Consider the following 19,460-nt stretch of genomic DNA (forward strand, 5'->3'; position numbering starts at 1 on the left):
CGGTGTGCGCCCGCGCATCCGAGGTCGGTGGGCCGCCCCCGGGTCGGTGCACGAACGTGCACACGGGGGGAACGCTCGCCCGGGGCGGCGATGTAGATTGAGGGCACTCCGGTCGACGACGGCGGTGCTGCCTCGCGATCGCCCGCACTCCGTGGAGGTCAGCATGAAGAAGCTCATCAACGATCCGCAGGCCGTGGTCGACGAGACCGTGCGCGGGTTCGCCCGTGCCCACGCCGGCCACGTCGTGCTGGTCGAGGACCCGATCCACATCCACCGCGCGGACGCTCCGGTGTCCGGCAAGGTCGGGATCGTCAGCGGCGGGGGCAGCGGACACGAGCCGCTGCACGCCGGGTTCGTCGGGTACGGCATGCTCGACGCCGCGGTGCCGGGGCCGGTGTTCACGAGTCCCACACCGGACCCGATCGTCGCCGCGACGAAGGCCGTCGACGGGGGAGCGGGTGTGCTCCACATCGTGAAGAACTACACCGGCGACGTCCTCAACTTCGAGACCGCCGCCGAACTCGCCGGCATGGACGACGTCCGGGTCGAGTCCGTCGTGGTGGACGACGACGTCGCCGTGCAGGACTCGCTCTACACGGCCGGCCGACGCGGGGTCGCCGGCACCGTCGTCGTCGAGAAGTGCGCGGGCGCCGCAGCCGAGCGAGGGGACGACCTCGACGCCGTCGCCGCCGTCGCCCGGCACGTGAACGACGTCACGCGCTCGATGGGGCTCGCACTCGCCTCCGGCACCGTCCCGCACGCCGGCGAGCCGTCGTTCACCCTCGCCGACGACGAGGTCGAGCTCGGCATCGGCATCCACGGCGAGCCCGGCCGCGAACGCATCCCGATGGCCCCGGCCGACGAGCTCGTGGACCGCGTGCTCGAACCGATCCTCACCGACCTCGCCGCTCCCGCCGGGTCGAAGCTGCTGCTCCTCGTGAACGGCATGGGCGGCACGCCCCTCTCCGAGCTCTACATCGCCTACCGACGCGCCGCCGAGGTCCTCACCGACCGCGGGTTCGACGTCACGCGTAGCCTGGTCGGCGACTACGTGACATCCCTCGAGATGCAGGGGTTCTCGCTCACCGTCACGGTGCTCGACGACGAACTCACCGCCCTCTGGGACGCACCGGTGGAGACCCCGGCACTGCGCTGGGGACGCTGAACCCACCGCACCACGACCCGGCCCGTGAACGGAGCCGGACGCAGGAAGGAACACGAATTGGCGCTCGACACCGCATGGGCCATCGACTGGGTCCGACGCACCGCCGCGACGATCGACGAGCACCGGGCCGAGCTCGTCACGCTCGACCGGGAGATCGGCGACGGCGACCACGGTGAGAACCTCGACCGCGGCTTCCGTGCCGTGCTCGAGGCCGTGGACGCCGGTTCGTTCGACACCCCCGGAGCCGTGCTCAAGGTCGTCGCGACGAAGCTCATCTCGACGGTCGGCGGTGCCGCGGGTCCGCTGTTCGGGACCGCGTACCTCAAGGCCGCACAGGCCGCCGGGGACGCCGCGGAGCTCGACGCCGACACGCTCGTCCAGGTGCTGACCGCAGCCCGCGACGGCATCGTGTCCCGGGGCAAGGCGGCCGTCGGCGACAAGACCATGGTCGACGCCTGGTCGCCCGCGGTCGACGCCGCCGGCGCCGCGGCCGCCGCCGGGGACAGCCCCGAGCAGGTGCTCGCCGCCGCCGCCGACGCGGCCGTGACCGGCGCGGAGTCGACCGACCCGCTGGTCGCCCACAAGGGCCGCGCGAGCTACCTCGGCGAACGTGCCGTCGGGCACCGCGACCCGGGCGCGCAGTCCACCGTGTACATCCTCCGCGCGGCCGTGGACGCCGCGTGACCGTCGGGATCCTGATCGTCTCGCACAGCGCGGCGATCGCGACCGGCACCGTCGAGCTCGCCCGGCAGATGGCGGCGGACGTCCCGCTCGTGGCCGCCGGCGGCACCGACGACGGCGGCATCGGCACCTCGTTCGAGGCCATCACGGCCGGCATCGAGGAACTCGTCGACGCCGAGGCAGTGGTCGTCCTGTGCGACCTCGGCTCCGCGTACCTGACCACCGACACGGCGCTCGACTTCCTCGACGACGACGTCCGGGCGCGCGTGCACGTCTCGCAGGCCCCGCTGGTCGAGGGCGCGGTCGCCGCGGCCGTCGCCGCACAGACCGGTGGCGACGTCGACGCGGTCCTGGCCGCTGCCGCGTCTGCCGCAGGCTCCGAGGCGGACGCGAGTCGCGCCTCCAGTCCGTCCGGCGACGGCCCAGGAGGCGCGGTGCCGGTTTCCGGGACCGGCCCCGTCGACGACGTGGCCGCGTCCGAGACGGTGGAACTCGTGAACGAGAGCGGCCTGCACGCCCGGCCGGCCGCGGAGTTCGTGAAGACGGCCGCCAGGTTCGACGCTGAGGTCCGGGTCAACGGGGTGGACGCGAAGAGCCTGCTCGCGATCATGGCGCTCGCACTGCCCAGGGGGGCGTCGGTGACCATCGAGGGGACCGGAGCCGACGCGCAGGACGCGGTCGACGCGCTCGTGGCCCTCGTGCGGTCCGGCTTCGGCGAGTAGGGCGCTGCGCCTCCTGCGGGTCAGGTGATCGAGACGGTGCCGGCGAGGTCGAGGTCGGACGGTCCGCCGGTGACCCCGGCGTCGGCGAGCAGCGTGGCGCCGAACACCGCGCTCCAGAACGTCCGCGCGTCGCGTCCTACGCCGCTCCGGCTCGTCCAGCAGTGTTCGGTGACGACCCGCTCGAGGTAGCGCTCCGACTGCCGGAACAGCACCTGCAGGAGCAGCCGCACCCGCTCGCGTTGCGCGGCATCGTCGCCCGTGCTCGCGAGCGCCCGCACGACGAGCGGCGTCGACGGCATCGCGAGGGCGGTGCGGGCGAGGACCTGCCGGAACGCCTCCGCGCTCGTGGCGTGGCGTCCGGCTGCCTGCAACCGGGTCGTGTCGCGCAGGAACAGCGCGAACGCGGCGTCGAGCACCAGTCGGTCCTTCGATCCGTAGTGGTGCGTGATCTGGTTCGGGTACACGCCCGCCGCCCGGGCGATCTCGCTCACGGTCACCGTCCGGTGCTCGGTCGGGCCGCCGGTACCGCTGAGCAGTCCGGCGGTCGCGGCGAGGATCCGCGCCCGGGTCGCTGCCCCGCGCGGGGTGCCCGGGGCGTCGCTCGTGGTTGCCATGCCGGAATTGTACGTGGTACAACTCAACTTGTTCAACGTACAAGAAGGAGCCTCCCGTGCACATCTCCATCACCGGCTACGGAGCGGTGTCGCCGTTCGGCCACGGCGTCGACACACTCTGGGACGCCCTGGTCGCCGGCCGCTCCGGCGTGCACGACCTCGACCGGACCGGCACGCACTGGGACCAGGTCCCGATCCGGGTCGGCGCAGCCGCCGCACTCGACGCGGACGGAGCACTCGGGCGGGTCCGGGCGAACCGGCTCGACCGCAGCCAGCAGCTCGCGCTCGTCGCGGCAGAGGAGGCCTGGGCGGACGCCGGCGCCCCGACGGTCGAGGGGGACCGGCTCGCCGTCGTCGTCGGCACCGGGATCGGGGGAGTGGAGACGCTTCTCGACGCCCACGACGTGCTCGGCACCGCTGGCGCCCGTCGCGTGTCTCCCCGCACCGTCCCGATGCTCATGGCCAACGCCGCCGCGGCGCAGATCAGCATCGCGTTCGGTGCACGGGCCGGGGCGTACACGACCGTGTCCGCCTGCGCCTCCGGGGCCGAGGCGATCGCGACGGCCGCACGGCTGATCGCCACGGGGGAGGCCGACGTCGTCATCGCCGGTGGGACCGAGGCGGCCGTGACGCCGGTGACCATGGCGTCCTTCGCGCAGTCGCAGGCCCTCGCGAAGCCCGGCGACGACGACCCGACCACGCTCTCCCGCCCCTTCGACGCATCGCGCCGCGGGTTCGTGCTCGGCGAGGGTGCCGGGTTCGTCGTGCTCGAGCGGGCCGACCACGCCGCTGCCCGCACCCAGCGCTCGCACGGGACCCTCGCCGGATGGGGCATCACCTCGGACGCCTTCCACATCACCGCGCCCCTGGCGGACGGGTCCGAGCAGGAGCGGGCGATGACCGCGGCGATCCGGATGGCCGGGTTGACGGGCGACGACATCGACCACGTCAACGCGCACGCGACCAGCACGCCCGTCGGGGACGTCGGCGAAGCCGCTGCGATCGCTCGCGCCGTCGGCACCGGGGCGGTCGTGACCGCGCCGAAGGGGGCCATCGGGCACATGTTCGGGGCAGCCGGGGCGGTCGAGTCGATCCTCGCCGTGCGGGCGATCGAGACCGGGCTCGTGCCGGCGACGCTGAACCTGGAGCACCTCGACCCGGCGGTCGAGCTGGACGTGGTCGCCGGGGCCGCGCGGGAGGTGCCGATCCGGACGGCGCTGAACAACTCGTTCGGCTTCGGTGGGCAGAACGCATCGCTGGTGTTCACCGCGGCGTGACCCGGCCGCGAGACGGCGGACCCCTCGCGCCATGACCAGGATACGGCCGGACCAGGGGCTTGCCGCAAGACCCCCGTCGTGCCCCACAATCGGCCCTCGTGTCAACGCCGTACCCCGTCTTCGACCTCCCCGAACGCCTCGCCGACAAGGCCGATCCGGCCCTGATCGCCGACGACGAGCGGCACTTCGCCGCGATCGCCGCCACCCTCGACGCCTCGACCACGACGCTCGCCCGACGCCTCGACGAGCTCCGCCGGACCCGAGCGGGCGGCGGGGAGTACACGGTGGAGCGCGATGCCGAGGTGCGCCGCGTCACCCGCGAGCTCACGGCACTCCGGCGGTACGGCCTCGACCTGTGCATCGGGAGGATGGTGTTCGCCGACCGCCCAGAGCCGGTCTACGTCGGCCGCTCGGGGCTCACCGACGCGGACCTCGAGCGGCTGCTGGTCGACTGGCGTTCCGCGACCGCGGAACCGTTCTTCGCGGCGTCGCACGGCGATCCTCGTGGCCTGGTGAGCCGGCGACGCTACCGCTGGCAGCACGGTCGGATCGTGGACTACTGGGACGAGGCATTCACCGACGAGGGCCTGCTGCACACCGCGGCCCTGGACGACCAGTCGGCGTTCGTCGCGAGTCTCGGCACCAGCCGCAGCCCCCGGATGCGGGACGTGCTCGGGACGATCCAGTCCGACCAGGACGCCGTGATCCGCGCAGACTCGGCCGGAGCACTCGTGGTGGACGGCGGCCCGGGGACCGGCAAGACCGTCGTCGCGCTGCACCGGGCGGCGTACCTGCTGTACGCCGACCCGCGCGTGTCACCGCGGCACGGGGGTGTGCTGTTCGTCGGGCCGACGCACGGGCACCTCGACTACGTCGGGGACGTGCTGCCGGCGCTGGGCGAGGACGGGGTGCACCTCGCGACCGTGACGGACCTGGTGCCCGAGGGCGCCGACGTCCCCGACGAGGCCGATGCGGACGTCGCGGCGATCAAGGCGGGTACGGCGCTGACCCGGGCGGTCGAGCGTGCGGTCCGCGGGTACGAGCAGCCGCCGGAGCGGACGGTCGTCGTCGAGACGGACTGGGCGGACGTGCCGATCACGCCCGACGACTGGGCCGACGCGTTCGACGCGGCGGACCCGGGCGACCCGCACAACGCCGCACGCTCCGACGTCTGGGAGGCGCTGCTCGAGATCGTGACCAACCGCCTGGCGGGAGCGGCCCCACCCAGGGCGATCCGCGCCTCCGTGGACGACAGCGACGTCCTGCGTGACACGTTCCGCCGGTCGTGGCCCGTGCTCGACCCGGACGGCGTCGTCGCGGACCTGCTCGCGGTGCCCGACCACCTGGCGCGGTGCGCGCCCGACCTCACCGCAGCCGACCGCGCACGCCTGCACCGCCCGGACGCCCGCGCGTGGACCCGGTCCGACCTGCCCGTGCTCGACGCCGCCCGTCGGCGCATCGGTGACCCGGCCGCTCCCGACCGGGAGCGTCGTGCTGCGGCCGCCAGGGCCGCCGAACGCGAGCGGATGGACCGGGTGATCGAGGACCTCGTCGCGAACGACGACTCCGAGCTGCAGCTCATGAGCTTGCTGCGCGGAGCGGACGCGCGGAACAGCCTCGACGACGACGCGGTGACGGCGGCACCGGACGCCGATGCCCTGGCGGGACCGTTCGCGCACGTCGTCGTCGACGAGGCCCAGGAGCTGACGGACGCGGAGTGGCTGATGCTGTTGCGGCGCTGCCCGAGCCGGAGCCTCACGGTCGTGGGGGACCGGACCCAGGCGCGGGAGCCGTTCGCCGAGTCGTGGGAGGACCGGCTCGCCCGGATCGGGCTCCGGGACGTGCGGACCGCGCGTCTCCGGATCAACTACCGCACGCCGTCCGAGGTGATGGCGGTCGCGGAACCGATCATCCGCGCAGCCGTGCCGGACGCGAACGTGCCGACCTCGATCCGCGACTCCGGCGTGCCGGTGCAGTACGGGTCCGCCGACGAGCGGGACGTGGTCCTGGACACGTGGGCCGCGGCGAGCGCCGACGGGATCGCGTGCGTGGTCGGCGACGCCGGGTACGCGGGGACGGACCGGATCCGTTCCCTCTCCCCGGAGGCGACGAAGGGTCTCGAGTTCGACCTCGTCGTCCTGGTGGACCCGGAGCGGTGGCGCCCGGTCGACCGCTACGTGGCGATGACCCGGGCGACCCAACGACTGGTCGTGCTCAGCTCGGCGTGAGTTCCTGCAGGCCGGTGACGCGCAGGAGGTCGAGCTTGGCGGCGTCCTCGGTGCCGGGGACGGCCGTGTAGACGACGATGCGGAGGTCCCCGCCCGGCACGCTCAGGACGTCGCAGTCGATCTCGATCGGGCCGACGGGGGAGTGCACGCGCTTGCGGCTCGCCCGGTGCTCGGCGACGCGTCCGGTGTCCCAGCGGCGCTCGAACTCGGGGGACTCGCGACGGAGGCGTGCCACCAGCTCGGCGAGGTCCCGGTCGGCGGGGTACCGTCCGACGGCGGCGCGGAGGTCGGCGGCGAAGTCGCTGGAGAACTCCTCCTGGTGCTCCTCGTCCCACTCGACCTCGTCGTGGCCGTGCATGAAGTGTCGCCACACGAGGTTCCGGTCGATGCCGGTGTACCGGGAGGGGTCACCGGTGAGCGCTGCCCAGAGGTCGTTCCACAGGACGATGTCGTGCGCGGCGGTGAACACGGCGAGGGGGACGTCGCCGAGGCGGTCGACGATGCGCTGCACGCCCGGGGTGACGTGCCGGGGGACGACCCGGCGCGACGGCGGCGCGGACCCTGCGACGCGGCAGAGGTGGTCGCGTTCCTCCTCGGAGAGACGGAGCGCGGTGGCGAGTGCGCCGAGCAACTGCGGCGACGGGTTCGTCGCGCGTCCCTGCTCGAGGCGGACGACGTAGTCGACGCTCACCCCGGCGAGCGCAGCGAGCTCCTCGCGACGGAGGCCCGGCGTCCGTCGACCGGGCCCGGCCGGCAGGCCGACCGCTTCGGGACGGACCCGGTCGCGCCAGGAACGCAGCACACTCGCGAACTCGCTCATGCCCACCATCCTCGACCCGCGCCTCCTGGCCTGCCTGGTACTGGTGGTCCCACTGTCGAGCGGTGCCTGGGGGACCCGGCCACGGGGGCGGAGGCTTGGCGCATGACAACGACACTCATCACCGGAGCCAACCGCAGTCTCGGGCTCGAGACCGTCCGTCGCCTCGTCGAGGCCGGGCACACCGTGTACGCCGGCATGCGCGATCCGGCCACGGGGGACGAGGCGCGTGCCCTCGGCGCACACGTCGTCCAGCTGGACGTCACCGACCAGTCCTCGGTCGAGCGCGCGGTCGCCGGACTGCCCGGACTCGACGTGCTCGTGAACAACGCGGGCATCCTCGGGACGTCGTTCGGGGTCGACGACCTCGACGCCGCTGCGATCGGAGCCGTGCTCGACACGAACGTGACCGGCGTCGTGCGCGTGACGCAGGCGGCGCTGCCGCTGCTGCGGGAGTCGGCGAACCCGGTCATCGTGAACGTGGCCTCGGGTGTGGGCTTCCCACGGTGGCTGACGACTCCGGGGCGGGACGAGTACCCGGTGCCGGCGGTGCCGTACGCGGCGTCGAAGGCGGCGCTCATCGCCCTGACCGTGCAGTACGCGAAGAACCTGCCCGGGTTCCGGGTGAACGCGAGCGACCCCGGGTACACGGCGACGGAGTTCAACGGGTTCGGCGGGCACCAGACCGTGACCGAGGGGACGGACGCCACGGTGGCGCTGGCGACGCTCGGCGCGGACGGCCCCACGGGGGAGTTCCACGACCGCGACGGGCGCGTCGCGTACTGAGCGGGGGGGGGGGGCGGGCGGGGCGCGCCCCGCGGGGCGCCGCGGCCGCTTCGTGAGCAGAAGATGTCGGGTCGGACGGATGGACCCGACACCTTCTGCTCACCAAGTGCGTCCCCACCGCGGGCGAGACGGCCTGGAGGCACGGCTCGCGTCCGACGGACGAGCTCGCCCTGTCCCGTGGCCGGGTCGCAGAGCGCCCGCCAGCGCGTTCCCGTCTGTCAGGATGACCGGATGCGCGCAGTCCAGTACGACGAGTTCGGTTCCGTCCCCGCGGTCGTCGAGGTCCCGGACCCGGTCGCCCCGATCGACGGGGTGGTCGTCCGGGTCGCCGCGACCGGGGTCTGCCGGAGCGACTGGCACGCGTGGAAGGGGCACGACGACTCGGTGCGCCTGCCGCACGTCCCCGGGCACGAGTTCGCCGGGGTGGTGTCGTCCGTCGGGCCCGACGTCCGCGGGTTCGCCGTGGGGAACCGGGTCACCGCGCCGTTCGTCTTCGCGTGCGGCGAGTGCGAGCAGTGCCTGGACGGTGCGACGCAGGTGTGCACCCGGCAGCAGCAGCCCGGCTTCACGCTGCCCGGTTCGTACGCCGAGGCCGTGGTGGTCCCGCACGCGGACGTCAACCTCGTCGCGCTGCCGGACGCCGTCGGGTTCGCCGAGGCCACCGGACTCGGATGCCGCTTCGGGACCGCGTACCACGCACTGCACGCCCGGGGACGGGTGGCCGCCGGCGAGTGGGTCGCCGTCTTGGGCTGCGGGGGAGTCGGACTGTCGACCGTCATCGTCGCGGTCGCCGCCGGAGCGAAGGTCGTCGCGGTGGACGTCTCGCCCGCCGCGCTCGCACGTGCGGAAGCCCTCGGTGCGGTCGCGGTGCCGATGGACGACGCGGTCGGGGAGGCCGTCCGAGCCGTCACGGGCGGCGGAGCCCACGTGTCCGTGGACGCCTTCGGCAGCCGCGCCACGTCGGTCGCCGCGGTCGCCGCACTCCGGCCTCGGGGTCGGCACGTCCAGGTCGGGCTGCTGCTCGACGACGAGGCCGTGCCGTCGATCCCGATGGGCCGCGTCATCGGCGACGAGCTCGAGCTGCTCGGCAGTCACGGGATCTCGGTGGGGGAGTACGCGGCGATGCTCGACGACGTCGTCGCGGGTCGCCTCCGCCCGTCGGAGTCGATCGGTCGGACGATCGGGTTCGACGAGCTGCCCGAGGCGATCCTCGCGATGGACCGGCCGGCGACCTCCGCGGGCATGACGGTCGCGGTGTTCTGAGCGCCGGCGACCGCGCTCAGCGCTTCGGTCGGTACACGTCCGCCTTCGCGCCGCCGTCGAACACCGTCGAGCTGATCAGCGTCAGGTCGAGTTCGTCCTGCAGCCCCGAGAAGATCCCGTCACCCGTCCCGACCACCACCGGCAGGACCACCAGGCGGTACTCGTCGACGAGGCCCGCAGCCACCAGGCTCCGGCAGAAGTCCGTCCCGCCCTGTGCGAGGACGTCAGCGCCGCCCTCGGCCCGCAGCCGGTCGACCTCGGCCACGAGGTCGCCGTGCGCCACCCGGGCACCGGTCCAGGTCGCCGCCGCGGGGGAGCCGGCCCCACCCGTGTCGACCGTGGCGGGATCGAACCCGGCCTGGCGGGTGAAGACGACCTTCGGGACGGTGTTCATCGCACCGGCGACGGGTGTCGTCGCGTTCGCCCAGAAGGCGGCGATGGACTCGAACGTCCGACGACCGAACGCGTGCACACCGGCGCCGGACACGGTGTCGAGCACCCACGCGGCCGAGTCCGGACTCGCGGCGCGGAACATCCAGTCGGACTCCGCACGTGCACCTGCGACGAAACCGTCGAGGGACATCGACATCTTGAGGACGAGCTTCCGCATCGGACACCGCCGCTTCCGAGCACCGCTCGGCGCTCGTGACGGCGATGCTAGAGGGCAGTGGCGTCGACCACCAGAGCGCGGCCGCAGCGCGGCCGGATGGATCTGAGTTGACATAATATGCATTATCGGCGCGCGGCGAGTGGGGCCAGGAGGCGCGGATCACCGCAGCCGGTCCGCTCACGCCAGCCGCGCCTCCCGTCCCTCGTGCAGCAGCGACGGCCGTCATCCGCGCGGCATCGACGGCTTGGGTCGCGCGGCGCGCGACGTCATCCCCAGGACCGATGACTTCCTCCGTAGTGTCCGTGACCATCGATATCATGCATATCAGTTCGGCAGCGATCTCCAGGAGGCAGGCATGACACCGTCGCGCCCACAGCTCGTCGTCCACGACGACGCCGTCCGCGCGAACACCGCCGTGTTCGCCGACCGGACGGACGGCGGCGTCATGGCCGTCCTCAAGGCCGACGGGTTCGGCCACGGGGCGATCGCCCGGTCGGTCCTCGCCGCCGGGGCGACGTCGATCGGCGTGACCACCATCGACGAAGCGATCGCCGTCCGGGCAACCGTGACGGACGCGCCGGTGCTCAGCTGGCTCAACCCGGTCGACGCCGACTTCGACGGTGCGCTGCTCGCCGACGTCGACATCGCCGTCCCGAGCGCCGACCTGCTCAGTGCCGTCAGCCGTGCAGCAGTCCGGACCGGACGCCGTGCCCGGGTCCACCTGCACGTCGACGTCGGGATGGCCCGCGACGGTGCCGACCCCGGATCGTGGCCGTCACTGTGCACCGCCGCACGCGAGCTCGAGCGGCTCGGCACGGTCCGGGTCGTCGGGGTGATGGGCCACATGTCCTGCGCCGACCAGCCCGACGACCCGCAGAACACGCGCGAACGGCTGCTGTTCGACAACGCGGTCCGCACCGCCCGGCGCCGCGGACTGTCCGGCTTCGTCACGCACCTCGCCGCCACGGCAGCGACCGTCACCGGGGTCGGCGGCCGCCACGGTCTGCACCGCATCGGCGCGGGGCTCTTCGGGATCGACCCCTCCCGGACCTCGACGGACCTGCAGCCGACGCTCTCACTGACGGCGCCGGTCGTCGGTTCCCGGGTGATCGGCCCCGGAGCCGGCGTCGGCTACGGCCTCGACCACGTCGTCGACCGTCGGACCACCCTGGCGCTGCTCCCCCTGGGCTACGGCGACGGACTCCCCCGTGCGGCGTCCGAGCGGGCCGAGGTACAGGTGCGCGGACGCCGCCGACCGCTCGTCGGCCGGTTCTCGATGGACATGGTCGTCGTGGACACCGGCGACGACCGGCTGGAGCTCGGCGAGACCGTCACGTTCTTCGGGCGCGGCCTCGACGGCGAGCCGACCGTCCACGACTGGGCGGGCTGGGCCGACACCATCGAGCACGAGATCGTCACCCGCATCGGCACGCGCGCCGCCCGGGTCCACCGCACCGTCACCACCCCGGAGGCCACCGTTGCCTGATCGCCACGACTCCCACACCCCCACGGCCCCGACGCGGATCGCGGTCGTCGGTGGCGGCGCGAACGACGAGCACGAGGTCTCGCTCGCATCCGCGGCCGCGGTCACGCGAGCCGTCCGGGCCCTCGGCTTCGACGCGGTCCCCCTGACGATCGACCGGACGGGCGGATGGCGGCACACAAACGGTACCGCGCTGTCCCCCGCGGACGCCGTCGCCGTGCTGACGTCGTGCCGCGCGGCGTTCCCGGTGCTCCACGGTGTCCACGGTGAGGACGGCGCGGTCGCCGGCTTCCTCACGATGATCGGCGTGCCGGTGGTCGGTTCCCCCGTCCGCGCCGGCGCACTCGGCATGGACAAGTGGGTCACGAAGACCGTGGCCGAAGCCGTCGGCGTCCGCACGGCGCCGGGTGTGCTGATCCGCGCTGGAGACGAGATCGGCCCCGTGCCCCTGCGGCCGCCCTTCGTCGTGAAGCCGACGACCGGTGGGTCGAGCAACGGCGTGACGGTGGTCCGGACGCCCGACGCGTACGCGGCTGCCGTGGCACATGCCCGCGCTGCAGGCGCCGACGTGCTCACCGAGGCGTTCGTCACCGGGCGCGAGGTCGACATCGCCGTGTTCCGCGACGACACCGGGACGCTCCGCACCGGCGCGACGCTGGAGATCGGCGTCGCCGACGGAGACGTGTTCGGGCGCGCCGAGAAGTACGACGGGACCGCACGGTTCACGGTGCCGGCGGCACTGACTGCCTCCGACGAGGCAGCGATCGACCACGCAGCCCGGACCCTCTACGACACGCTCGGGTGCGCGGGTGTCGCGCGGTTCGACTTCTTCCTCACCGACGACGGCGTCGTGCTGAACGAGGTGAACACCGCGCCGGGGTTCACCGAGCAGTCGCAGGTGCCCCGGATGTTCGCGGCGGTCGGCTTGGACTACGTCGAGCTCGTGCGTGCCCTGGTGCAGGCGGCGGAACGGGCCGTCTGACCGGTGAACCGCGCCGCCGTGCGATCAGGACTGCGGATCGACGCTCGTCGGGACGTCGTCCGCGTCGATCTCGAGCGAGGCGTGTTCGCCGCCCTGCTCCTCGAGGTTCTCCTGGTCCGTGTCCGGCTGCTCCGGCTCCTCGCTGTGGGTGGTCTCCTCGGCAGGGTCAGGCTGGCTGTAGCTCATGTGGCGGAAGCTACGCGGGCCGACCTGGGCGCGCGTCCGGCGGTCCGGAACACGCGTTGCGTGGTCCAGGAGGAACGGTGCGGGCCCGACCCGCGCCTCCCGTCCGCCGTGGCGTCGCGACGAGGGGACGGGGATGCGACGCGCGGACGCCGAACGCCAGCGAGGCGGATCGGCATCGCTGCCGACCCGCCTCGCTGGCGTACCGATGCGCGCCGACTCGGGACGGTGATCCCCGGTCAGACGCCAGCGGCGATGTGGACTCAGGCCTGGGACAGCACGACCGCGGTGAGGATGTAGCCGACGATGCCGATGACGATCGCGATGGCCGACAGGATGATGCCGCCGAGGACGATCCCCCGACCGGACGCGCGTCGGCGAGCCAGGATGCCGAGGACGAGCCCGATGATGCCGGCGATCACACCGATGATCGCCAGGAAGATGCCACCGACGACACCGATGATGCCGAGGACGAGGCTCGCGATGGCGAGTCCGCCACCCGTGCCGGCCGGTGCTGCACCGGGCGTGTTCGCTGCGGGGTAGTTCGGTCCACCGGTCTGGTCGGCCATGAGGTCTCCTTCGTCGTGAACGCTCGTCATGCGACCGGGTAGCCGCGGGCGGGGTGGCCCAAGCATGAGCGTCAGTCAGGACGGTAGACCGTTCGGCCAGCTGGTGTTCAGGCACTCCTTCCGGACCTGTCCCCCGCCTCAGGCTCCGACGTAGGCCGCCAGGTGCTCCCCCGTGATCGTCGACCGAGCGGCGACGAGCTCGGCCGGCGTGCCCTCGAACACGACGCGGCCGCCGTCGTGGCCGGCGCCGGGCCCGAGGTCGATGAGCCAGTCGGCATGTGCCATCACGGCCTGGTGGTGCTCGATCACGACGACCGTGCGCCCGGCCTCGACCATGCCGTCCAGCAGCCCGAGCAGCTGTTGGACGTCCGCCAGGTGCAGCCCGGTCGTCGGCTCGTCGAGGACGATCACCCCGCCGGGGTCGCCGAGGTGCGTCGCGAGCTTGAGCCGCTGCCGCTCGCCGCCGGACAGGGTCGTCAGCGGCTGCCCGATCGTCAGGTACCCGAGTCCGACGTCGACGAGCCGGGCGAGGATCGCGTGCGCCGCGGGGATCCTCGACTCCCCCGTCGCGAAGAACGCCGCGGCGTCGGCCACGGGCATCGCGAGGACCTCACTGATGTCCTTCCCCCCGAGCCGGTACTCGAGCACCGACTGGTCGAATCGCTTCCCGCCGCACTCTGCGCACGGGGTCGCGATGCCGGCCATCATGCCGAGGTCCGTGTAGATGACCCCCGCGCCGTTGCACGCCGGGCACGCACCCTCGGAGTTGGCGCTGAACAGGGCGGGCTTCACACCGTTGGCCTTCGCGAAGGCCTTGCGGATCGGCTCCAGCAGCCCCGTGTACGTCGCCGGGTTGCTCCGCCGGGAGCCGCGGATCGCGCCCTGGTCGATCGCGACGACACCGTCACGCGGTGACAGCGACCCGTGGATGAGCGTGCTCTTGCCGGAGCCGGCGACACCCGTCACGACCGTGAGCACCCCGGTCGGCACGTCGACGTCCACACCCTGCAGGTTGTGCGCGTCCGCACCCCGGATCTCGAGGACGCCGGTGCGTTCGCGCACGACGTCCTTCACCGACACCCGGTCGTCGAGGTGGCGACCGGTGACCGTGTCGCTCGTGCGGAGCCCGTCGACCGGCCCCTCGTAGCAGAGCGCCCCGCCGTTCGTCCCCGCACCCGGCCCGAGGTCGACGACGTGGTCCGCGATCGCGATGACCTCGGGCTTGTGCTCGACGACGAGCACCGTGTTGCCCTTGTCGCGGAGGCGGAGCAGGAGCCCGTTCATCCGCTCGATGTCGTGGGGGTGCAACCCGGTGCTCGGTTCGTCGAAGACGTAGGTGACGTCGCTCAAGGACGACCCGAGGTGCTTCACCATCTTGACGCGCTGCCCCTCTCCCCCGGACAGGGTCCCCGTGGGGCGGTCGAGCGAGAGGTACCCGAGGCCGATCTCGACGAAGGAGTCGACCGCGTCCCGCAGGCCGTCGAGCAGCGGCCCGACGGTCGGTTCGTCGATCCCCCGCAGCCAGGCGGCGAGGTCGGTGATCTGCATCGCGCAGACGTCCGCGATGCTCTTGCCGGCGATCGTCGACGACCGTGCGACGTCGTTCAGCCGGGTGCCACCGCAGGCCGGACAGGTGGTGAAGGTGACCGCGCGGTCGACGAAGGCCCGGATGTGGGGCTGCATCGCTTCGCGGTCCTTCTGCAAGAACGAGCGCCGCACGCGCGGGACGAGCCCCTCGTACGTCATGTTGATGCCGGCGATCTTCTGCTTCGTCGGTTCGCGGTACAGGAAGTCCTGGCGTTCGGCGTCCGTGAAGTCACGGATCGGCGTGTCCTTGTCGAAGTACCCGGACTCGGCGAACATCCGGACGTTCCAGCCGTCCGTGCCGTACCCGGGGATCGTGATCGCCCCGTCCGACAGGGACTTCGTGTCGTCGAACAGCTGCGTGAGGTCGATGTCGGTGACCGTGCCGCGGCCTTCGCAGTCGGCGCACATGCCGCCGAGCCGTGAGAACGAGACCTTCTCCGCCTTGGCGTCCTTGCCCTTCTGCACGGTGATGGCACCACCGGCCGTGACCGTCGCGAGGTTGAAGGAGAACGCGTTCGGGCCACCGATGTGGGGCGTCCCGAGGCGGCTGAACAGCACGCGGAGCATGGCGTTGGCGTCCGTCACGGTGCCCACGGTCGAGCGGGGATCGGCGCCGATGCGTTCCTGGTCGACGACGATCGCCGTGGTGAGGCCGTCGAGCACGTCGACGTCGGGGCGTGCGAGCGACGGCATGAACCCCTGCAGGAACGCGCTGTACGTCTCGTTGATCATGCGCTGCGACTCCGCCGCGATGGTCGCGAAGACCAATGAGCTCTTGCCCGACCCCGACACGCCGGTGAAGACGGTCAGGCGACGCTTCGGGAGCTCGACGTCGACGTCGCGCAGGTTGTTCTCACGTGCACCACGCACCCGGATGCGGTCGTGGGTGTCAGCGGCGTGCTCGGCACTCGGTTCCATGCCCACAGGGTAGCGGTGACGTGTGACGTTCCACAGGACGGTTCCGCACCGGAACGAGCCGGCGCGTCAGGACGGCGCGTGGGTGCGGACGAGGCCCGGGAGCTCGGCGGGCTCGAAGGGCTCGTCGGTGGCGTCGAGCTCGTCGGCCGTCCACCAGCGGGACCGCAGGATGTCCACGCGCTCGTCGTCGGTCCACTCGGCGTCCGACAGCGTGAAGCCGGGCGTCCGGACGACGTAGAACTCCGCGTGGCCGCGGTCGTGGTCGGCCAGGTCCCACTCGACGCTGAAGTCCCACGACCACACCGGCTCCCCCGGGTCGTCGATGACGATGCCGGTCTCCTCGCGCAGCTCGCGGATCGCGGCGTCGCGGTGGTCCTCGCCGGGGTCGACACCGCCGCCGGGCGTGATCCAGCGGTGCGCTCCGTCCGACGACGGGGAGTTGGTGTCCATCAGGAACACCCGACCGTCGGGGTCGAGCAGGATGATCCGGGAGGTGCGGCGCAGGCCGGGCTTCGCAGTCACCCGTCCGACGTTAGCCGACGAAGCCGCTGACGTCGCCGACGAGCTTGGTGTGGTCGGCGGGGATCGGCTCGATCGCGGCCGCGGCGATCTCGGCGGCGAACTCGGAGACGCTGTAGAGCTTGCCGACCTCGGCACGGCGGCCCTCGATCGCGCCCGGGTTGAGGCGGTTGAGGAGCGTGGCGGTGATCGTGCCCTCGATCATGTCGCCGGAGACGACGACGAACTCGATGCCCGCCGCGTCGAGCTGCGGGACGAGTTCGCGGAGGGCGAGCTCGCCGGCCCGCTTGCTCTTGGCGACCGGGACGTACTCGTCCATCGTCTCGGCGCTCTCGACGAAGTGGGCCTGGTGGCTCGTGACGAACACGACGCGCGATCCGGCGGGCATGTGCGGCACAGCGGTCTGCAGCATGTCCACCTGCGCGTCGCGGTTCAGGCGCAGCGCGTAGTCCTCGCCCAGGCCGGACTCCATGCCACCGGAGGCGTTGAGCACGAGCAGGTCGACGCCGCCCCACTCCTGCACGACGGTGTCGACCATCGCCTGGACGGAGTCGTGGTCGGTCAGGTCCGCACCGACGGCGAGTGCCGACCCGCCCGCGGCGACGATCTTCTCGGCGATCTGCTCGGCACGCTTGGCCTTGTTGCGGTAGTTCACGACGACCTTGGCGCCGGCCTCGGCCAGGTACCCGACGGTGTCGGCGCCGATGCCGCGGGACGAACCCGTGACGAGGGCGCGCTTGTCGGCGAGGGATCCGGGGGCGAGGGGGTTGCTCACAGTCGTGTTCTCCAGGTCTGGTTCGCGGGTCGGCCGCCGACGAGCCTACCAACCACCGCGCGGGCACAGCACGGACTTGATATGTTGAACGGAGTTGGACCGGCCGTCGCGACGCAGCGAGCAGCCGCGCGCGACCGAGGGAGGGAGATCGCGTGAACGGGATCGATTGGATCCAGACCGTCATCTGGATCGGACTGGTGCTCCTGCTGGGTGTGGTCGAGATATTCACGCTCGACTTCATCTTCATCATGCTCGCGGCCGGTGCTGCCGGCGGGCTGGTCGCCGCACTCCTCGGCGCACCGTGGTGGCTGTCGGCCATCATCGCCGCGGGCGTCGCCCTGCTGTTGCTGTCGGTCGTCCGGCCGCGGCTCCTGACGGCACTCGGTCGGAACGCCGACCCGCACCGCACCAACGTCGAGGGACTCATCGGGCTGCCGGGCACGGTCGCCGTCGCCTTCACCGCGTCCGCCCCCGGCCAGGTCCGCCTGGCCAACGGCGAGACCTGGAGCGCCCGCATCTCCGCCGACGCCACAGACCGAACACCGCCGCTCGGGACCCCCGTGGTCGTCGAGTCCATCGAGGGGTCGACGGCTGTCGTCCGCCTCGGAGAAAGGGCCACCTCGTGACCATCTCAGCCGGGACGATCGCACTGCTCGTCCTCATCCTCGTCGTCGTCATCTTCGTGATCGTCGTCCTGTCCCGCGCGATCCGCATCGTGCCGCAGGCGACCGCGGGGATCGTCGAACGCCTCGGGAAGTACCACAAGACCCTCAACCCAGGGTTGAACCTTCTGGTGCCGTTCATCGACCGGCTCCGGCCGCTGCTCGACATGCGCGAGCAGGTCGTGTCCTTCCCGCCGCAGCCCGTCATCACCGAGGACAACCTGGTGGTCTCGATCGACACGGTCGTCTACTTCCAGGTCACGGACGCCCGCGCCGCCACCTACGAGATCGCCAACTACCTCGGCGCGGTCGAGCAGCTCACGACCACCACGCTCCGCAACGTCGTCGGTGGCCTCAACCTCGAAGAGGCCCTGACCAGCCGCGACAACATCAACGGCCAGCTCCGCGTCGTGCTCGACGAGGCGACCGGCAAGTGGGGCATCCGCGTCGGCCGCGTCGAGCTCAAGGCGATCGAGCCGCCCGTGTCGATCCAGGACGCCATGGAGCAGCAGCTGCGTGCCGAGCGTAGCCGTCGTGCCGCCATCCTGCAGGCCGAGGGGACGAAGCAGTCCCAGATCCTCGAGGCCGAGGGACAACGGCAGGCCGCCATCCTCGCGGCCGAGGGTGATGCGAAGGCCCAGGTCCTCCGCGCCGAGGGTGAAGCGCAGGCGATCGCCACGGTGTTCGACGCCATCCACACCGGCGACCCGGACGACAAGCTCCTGTCGTACCAGTACCTGCAGACCCTGCCGAAGATCGCCGAAGGCACCGCGAACAAGCTCTGGATGATCCCGAGCGAGTTCACCGAGGCACTGTCCGGCATCGCGAAGGGCTTCACCGCCGGGCGCACCGGCAGCGGACCGATCGCCGGCGGCGGCGCCGGCGGCGACTTCCTGTCGCGGATCTCCAAGCTCGCGAACGAGAGCTTGGCGAACAGCGCGGCCGCCGATGCCGCGGCCGGCTCGGTCCCCCGCCCCGACGCCACGGCGGCGGACATCGTCCCCGAGTCCGAGCTCGACCAGCGTCTCGCCGAGTCGAACAAGAGCGTCGACGCGCACCTCGCGGCGTCGGACGAGGCCGCGGCCGACGAGCTCCGCGACGCAGCGAAGGACGAGCACCACGGGAGCGCGACCGACGCCGGCCCCGACGCCTCCGGGCACCGCACGAGCGACGGCTCCGGCCGCCGCTGACCGCCACCACGACGACGACGCCCGCCCCGGGAGACCGGGGCGGGCGTCGTCGTGTGCGGGTCAGGCGCCGCGTCGTGCGCGCAGGAACTGCAGTCGCTCCTGCAGGAGCTCCTCGAGCTCTTCACGCGAGCGTCGCTCGAGCAGCATGTCCCAGTGGGTCCTGGGGGCCTTGACGTCCTCTTCGGCGACCTCGACGGGGATGCCGTCGTCACCGAGGAGTCGTCCTTCGCGACCGGAGCGGGGCTCCGACCACGTCTGGGGGACGTCTGCATCCGCCGAGAAGACGATGTCGAACGTCTCCCCCGATTCTGTCTGGTAGACCGCACGCTTGCGGTCCGAGAGCTCGACGCCCTCTTCGCTCTGGAGACTCTGACTCCCGAGCCGCATGCCGCGGAGACTCCGATCAGCCATGTGTGTGCTCCTCTCGCT

General features: G+C 72.3%; 20 protein-coding genes. 11 read left to right on the forward strand and 9 right to left on the reverse strand.

The annotated features are described in order from the left end of the window. Positions 1 to 163 precede the first annotated feature (163 nt). Genes dhaK through dhaM form a run of 3 tightly spaced genes read left to right on the forward strand, consistent with a single transcriptional unit; the run spans position 164 to position 2,568 of the window. Positions 164 to 1,165 carry a dihydroxyacetone kinase subunit DhaK gene (dhaK, locus tag BJK06_RS17675; protein WP_070419595.1) on the forward strand — a complete coding sequence of 334 codons (1,002 nt, stop codon included), beginning with the start codon at positions 164 to 166 and terminating at the stop codon, positions 1,163 to 1,165. A gap of 57 nt (positions 1,166 to 1,222) precedes the next feature. Continuing rightward, positions 1,223 to 1,849: a dihydroxyacetone kinase subunit DhaL gene (gene dhaL / locus BJK06_RS17680; RefSeq protein ID WP_070418992.1), complete on the forward strand. Its 627-nt coding sequence runs from the start codon at positions 1,223 to 1,225 to the stop codon at positions 1,847 to 1,849. Then, positions 1,846 to 2,568 (forward strand): dihydroxyacetone kinase phosphoryl donor subunit DhaM, encoded by a 723-nt coding sequence (gene dhaM, locus BJK06_RS17685; RefSeq protein WP_070418993.1) that lies wholly within the window; start codon positions 1,846 to 1,848, stop codon positions 2,566 to 2,568. Before dhaL ends, dhaM begins: the two co-directional genes overlap by 4 nt. Before the next feature lie 20 nt (positions 2,569 to 2,588). Here the strand turns inward: dhaM and BJK06_RS17690 are convergent, their stop codons facing one another. Further along, positions 2,589 to 3,182, reverse strand: a complete 594-nt coding sequence (locus tag BJK06_RS17690) for a TetR/AcrR family transcriptional regulator C-terminal domain-containing protein (protein ID WP_070418994.1) — start codon at positions 3,180 to 3,182, stop codon at positions 2,589 to 2,591. A gap of 56 nt (positions 3,183 to 3,238) precedes the next feature. Here BJK06_RS17690 and BJK06_RS17695 point away from each other — a divergent pair, with 56 nt between their 5' ends. Next, the gene (locus BJK06_RS17695; protein WP_070418995.1) at positions 3,239 to 4,459 is read left to right on the forward strand and encodes a beta-ketoacyl synthase; all 1,221 of its coding nucleotides are present in this window, start codon (positions 3,239 to 3,241) and stop codon (positions 4,457 to 4,459) included. Between the two features lie 98 nt (positions 4,460 to 4,557). Then, a complete protein-coding gene (gene helR / locus BJK06_RS17700) occupies positions 4,558 to 6,687 on the forward strand; it encodes an RNA polymerase recycling motor ATPase HelR (protein ID WP_070418996.1) in 2,130 nt (709 codons plus the stop codon). Here the strand turns inward: helR and BJK06_RS17705 are convergent. Then, on the reverse strand, positions 6,674 to 7,507 hold the full coding sequence (locus BJK06_RS17705) for a helix-turn-helix transcriptional regulator (RefSeq protein WP_070419596.1): 834 nt from the start codon (positions 7,505 to 7,507) through the stop codon (positions 6,674 to 6,676). The two genes, helR and BJK06_RS17705, sit on opposite strands and share 14 nt — an antisense overlap. Before the next feature lie 102 nt (positions 7,508 to 7,609). On the opposite strand from BJK06_RS17705, the gene BJK06_RS17710 reads away from it, so the two are divergent. Both BJK06_RS17710 and BJK06_RS17715 read left to right on the forward strand, forming a co-directional pair. Continuing rightward, on the forward strand, positions 7,610 to 8,290 hold the full coding sequence (locus BJK06_RS17710; RefSeq protein WP_070418997.1) for an SDR family NAD(P)-dependent oxidoreductase: 681 nt from the start codon (positions 7,610 to 7,612) through the stop codon (positions 8,288 to 8,290). Positions 8,291 to 8,521: 231 nt separating this feature from the next. Then, positions 8,522 to 9,553, forward strand: coding sequence for an alcohol dehydrogenase catalytic domain-containing protein (locus tag BJK06_RS17715; protein ID WP_070418998.1), 1,032 nt, complete (start codon positions 8,522 to 8,524; stop codon positions 9,551 to 9,553). Positions 9,554 to 9,569: 16 nt separating this feature from the next. Here the strand turns inward: BJK06_RS17715 and BJK06_RS17720 are convergent, their stop codons facing one another. Continuing rightward, entirely contained in the window at positions 9,570 to 10,163 is a 594-nt protein-coding gene (locus tag BJK06_RS17720) for a dihydrofolate reductase family protein (RefSeq protein ID WP_070418999.1), read from the reverse strand. A 355-nt stretch (positions 10,164 to 10,518) separates the two neighbouring features. Between BJK06_RS17720 and alr the strand changes: the two genes are divergently transcribed. Beyond that, on the forward strand, positions 10,519 to 11,649 hold the full coding sequence (gene alr / locus BJK06_RS17725) for an alanine racemase (protein WP_070419000.1): 1,131 nt from the start codon (positions 10,519 to 10,521) through the stop codon (positions 11,647 to 11,649). Next, positions 11,642 to 12,628 carry an ATP-grasp domain-containing protein gene (locus tag BJK06_RS17730; RefSeq protein WP_070419001.1) on the forward strand — a complete coding sequence of 329 codons (987 nt, stop codon included), beginning with the start codon at positions 11,642 to 11,644 and terminating at the stop codon, positions 12,626 to 12,628. The genes alr and BJK06_RS17730 overlap by 8 nt, the downstream gene beginning before the upstream one ends. Positions 12,629 to 12,652: 24 nt before the next feature. On the opposite strand, the gene BJK06_RS18750 is transcribed toward BJK06_RS17730, so the two are convergent. The 5 genes from BJK06_RS18750 to BJK06_RS17750 form a co-directional block, all read right to left on the reverse strand. Further along, the gene (locus BJK06_RS18750; protein WP_156794908.1) at positions 12,653 to 12,814 is read right to left on the reverse strand and encodes a hypothetical protein; all 162 of its coding nucleotides are present in this window, start codon (positions 12,812 to 12,814) and stop codon (positions 12,653 to 12,655) included. Between the two features lie 260 nt (positions 12,815 to 13,074). Next, complete coding sequence (locus BJK06_RS17735; protein ID WP_070419002.1) at positions 13,075 to 13,380, reverse strand: hypothetical protein; 306 nt, start codon at positions 13,378 to 13,380, stop codon at positions 13,075 to 13,077. A 138-nt stretch (positions 13,381 to 13,518) separates the two neighbouring features. Continuing rightward, a complete protein-coding gene (locus tag BJK06_RS17740; protein ID WP_070419003.1) occupies positions 13,519 to 15,885 on the reverse strand; it encodes an excinuclease ABC subunit UvrA in 2,367 nt (788 codons plus the stop codon). A gap of 66 nt (positions 15,886 to 15,951) precedes the next feature. After that, the gene (locus BJK06_RS17745; RefSeq protein WP_070419004.1) at positions 15,952 to 16,407 is read right to left on the reverse strand and encodes an NUDIX hydrolase; all 456 of its coding nucleotides are present in this window, start codon (positions 16,405 to 16,407) and stop codon (positions 15,952 to 15,954) included. 10 nt (positions 16,408 to 16,417) lie between these two features. Beyond that, positions 16,418 to 17,179: an SDR family oxidoreductase gene (locus tag BJK06_RS17750; RefSeq protein WP_070419005.1), complete on the reverse strand. Its 762-nt coding sequence runs from the start codon at positions 17,177 to 17,179 to the stop codon at positions 16,418 to 16,420. Between the two features lie 152 nt (positions 17,180 to 17,331). Between BJK06_RS17750 and BJK06_RS17755 the strand changes: the two genes are divergently transcribed. Together BJK06_RS17755 and BJK06_RS17760 are read left to right on the forward strand one after the other, a co-directional pair. After that, complete coding sequence (locus BJK06_RS17755; RefSeq protein ID WP_254789583.1) at positions 17,332 to 17,805, forward strand: NfeD family protein; 474 nt, start codon at positions 17,332 to 17,334, stop codon at positions 17,803 to 17,805. Next, the gene (locus tag BJK06_RS17760; protein WP_070419006.1) at positions 17,802 to 19,031 is read left to right on the forward strand and encodes an SPFH domain-containing protein; all 1,230 of its coding nucleotides are present in this window, start codon (positions 17,802 to 17,804) and stop codon (positions 19,029 to 19,031) included. The genes BJK06_RS17755 and BJK06_RS17760 overlap by 4 nt, the downstream gene beginning before the upstream one ends. A gap of 60 nt (positions 19,032 to 19,091) precedes the next feature. Here the strand turns inward: BJK06_RS17760 and BJK06_RS17765 are convergent, their stop codons facing one another. Beyond that, a complete protein-coding gene (locus BJK06_RS17765; protein WP_070419007.1) occupies positions 19,092 to 19,442 on the reverse strand; it encodes an RNA polymerase-binding protein RbpA in 351 nt (116 codons plus the stop codon). Positions 19,443 to 19,460 lie beyond the last annotated feature (18 nt).

It is taken from the genome of Curtobacterium sp. BH-2-1-1 (assembly GCF_001806325.1).
Classification (GTDB): Bacteria; Actinomycetota; Actinomycetes; order Actinomycetales; family Microbacteriaceae; genus Curtobacterium.

Bases quoted from the DNA above. Each gene is read 5' to 3' on its own strand.
- alr (WP_070419000.1), top strand. From the start codon at position 10,519: ATGACACCGTCGCGCCCACAGCTCGTCGTCCACGACGACGCCGTCCGC.
- BJK06_RS17710 (WP_070418997.1), top strand. From the start codon at position 7,610: ATGACAACGACACTCATCACCGGAGCCAACCGCAGTCTCGGGCTCGAG.
- BJK06_RS18750 (WP_156794908.1), bottom strand. From the start codon at position 12,814: ATGAGCTACAGCCAGCCTGACCCTGCCGAGGAGACCACCCACAGCGAG.
- dhaK (WP_070419595.1), top strand. From the start codon at position 164: ATGAAGAAGCTCATCAACGATCCGCAGGCCGTGGTCGACGAGACCGTG.
- BJK06_RS17735 (WP_070419002.1), bottom strand. From the start codon at position 13,380: ATGGCCGACCAGACCGGTGGACCGAACTACCCCGCAGCGAACACGCCC.
- BJK06_RS17705 (WP_070419596.1), bottom strand. From the start codon at position 7,507: ATGAGCGAGTTCGCGAGTGTGCTGCGTTCCTGGCGCGACCGGGTCCGT.
- BJK06_RS17715 (WP_070418998.1), top strand. From the start codon at position 8,522: ATGCGCGCAGTCCAGTACGACGAGTTCGGTTCCGTCCCCGCGGTCGTC.
- BJK06_RS17740 (WP_070419003.1), bottom strand. From the start codon at position 15,885: ATGGAACCGAGTGCCGAGCACGCCGCTGACACCCACGACCGCATCCGG.
- BJK06_RS17690 (WP_070418994.1), bottom strand. From the start codon at position 3,182: ATGGCAACCACGAGCGACGCCCCGGGCACCCCGCGCGGGGCAGCGACC.
- BJK06_RS17720 (WP_070418999.1), bottom strand. From the start codon at position 10,163: ATGCGGAAGCTCGTCCTCAAGATGTCGATGTCCCTCGACGGTTTCGTC.
- BJK06_RS17765 (WP_070419007.1), bottom strand. From the start codon at position 19,442: ATGGCTGATCGGAGTCTCCGCGGCATGCGGCTCGGGAGTCAGAGTCTC.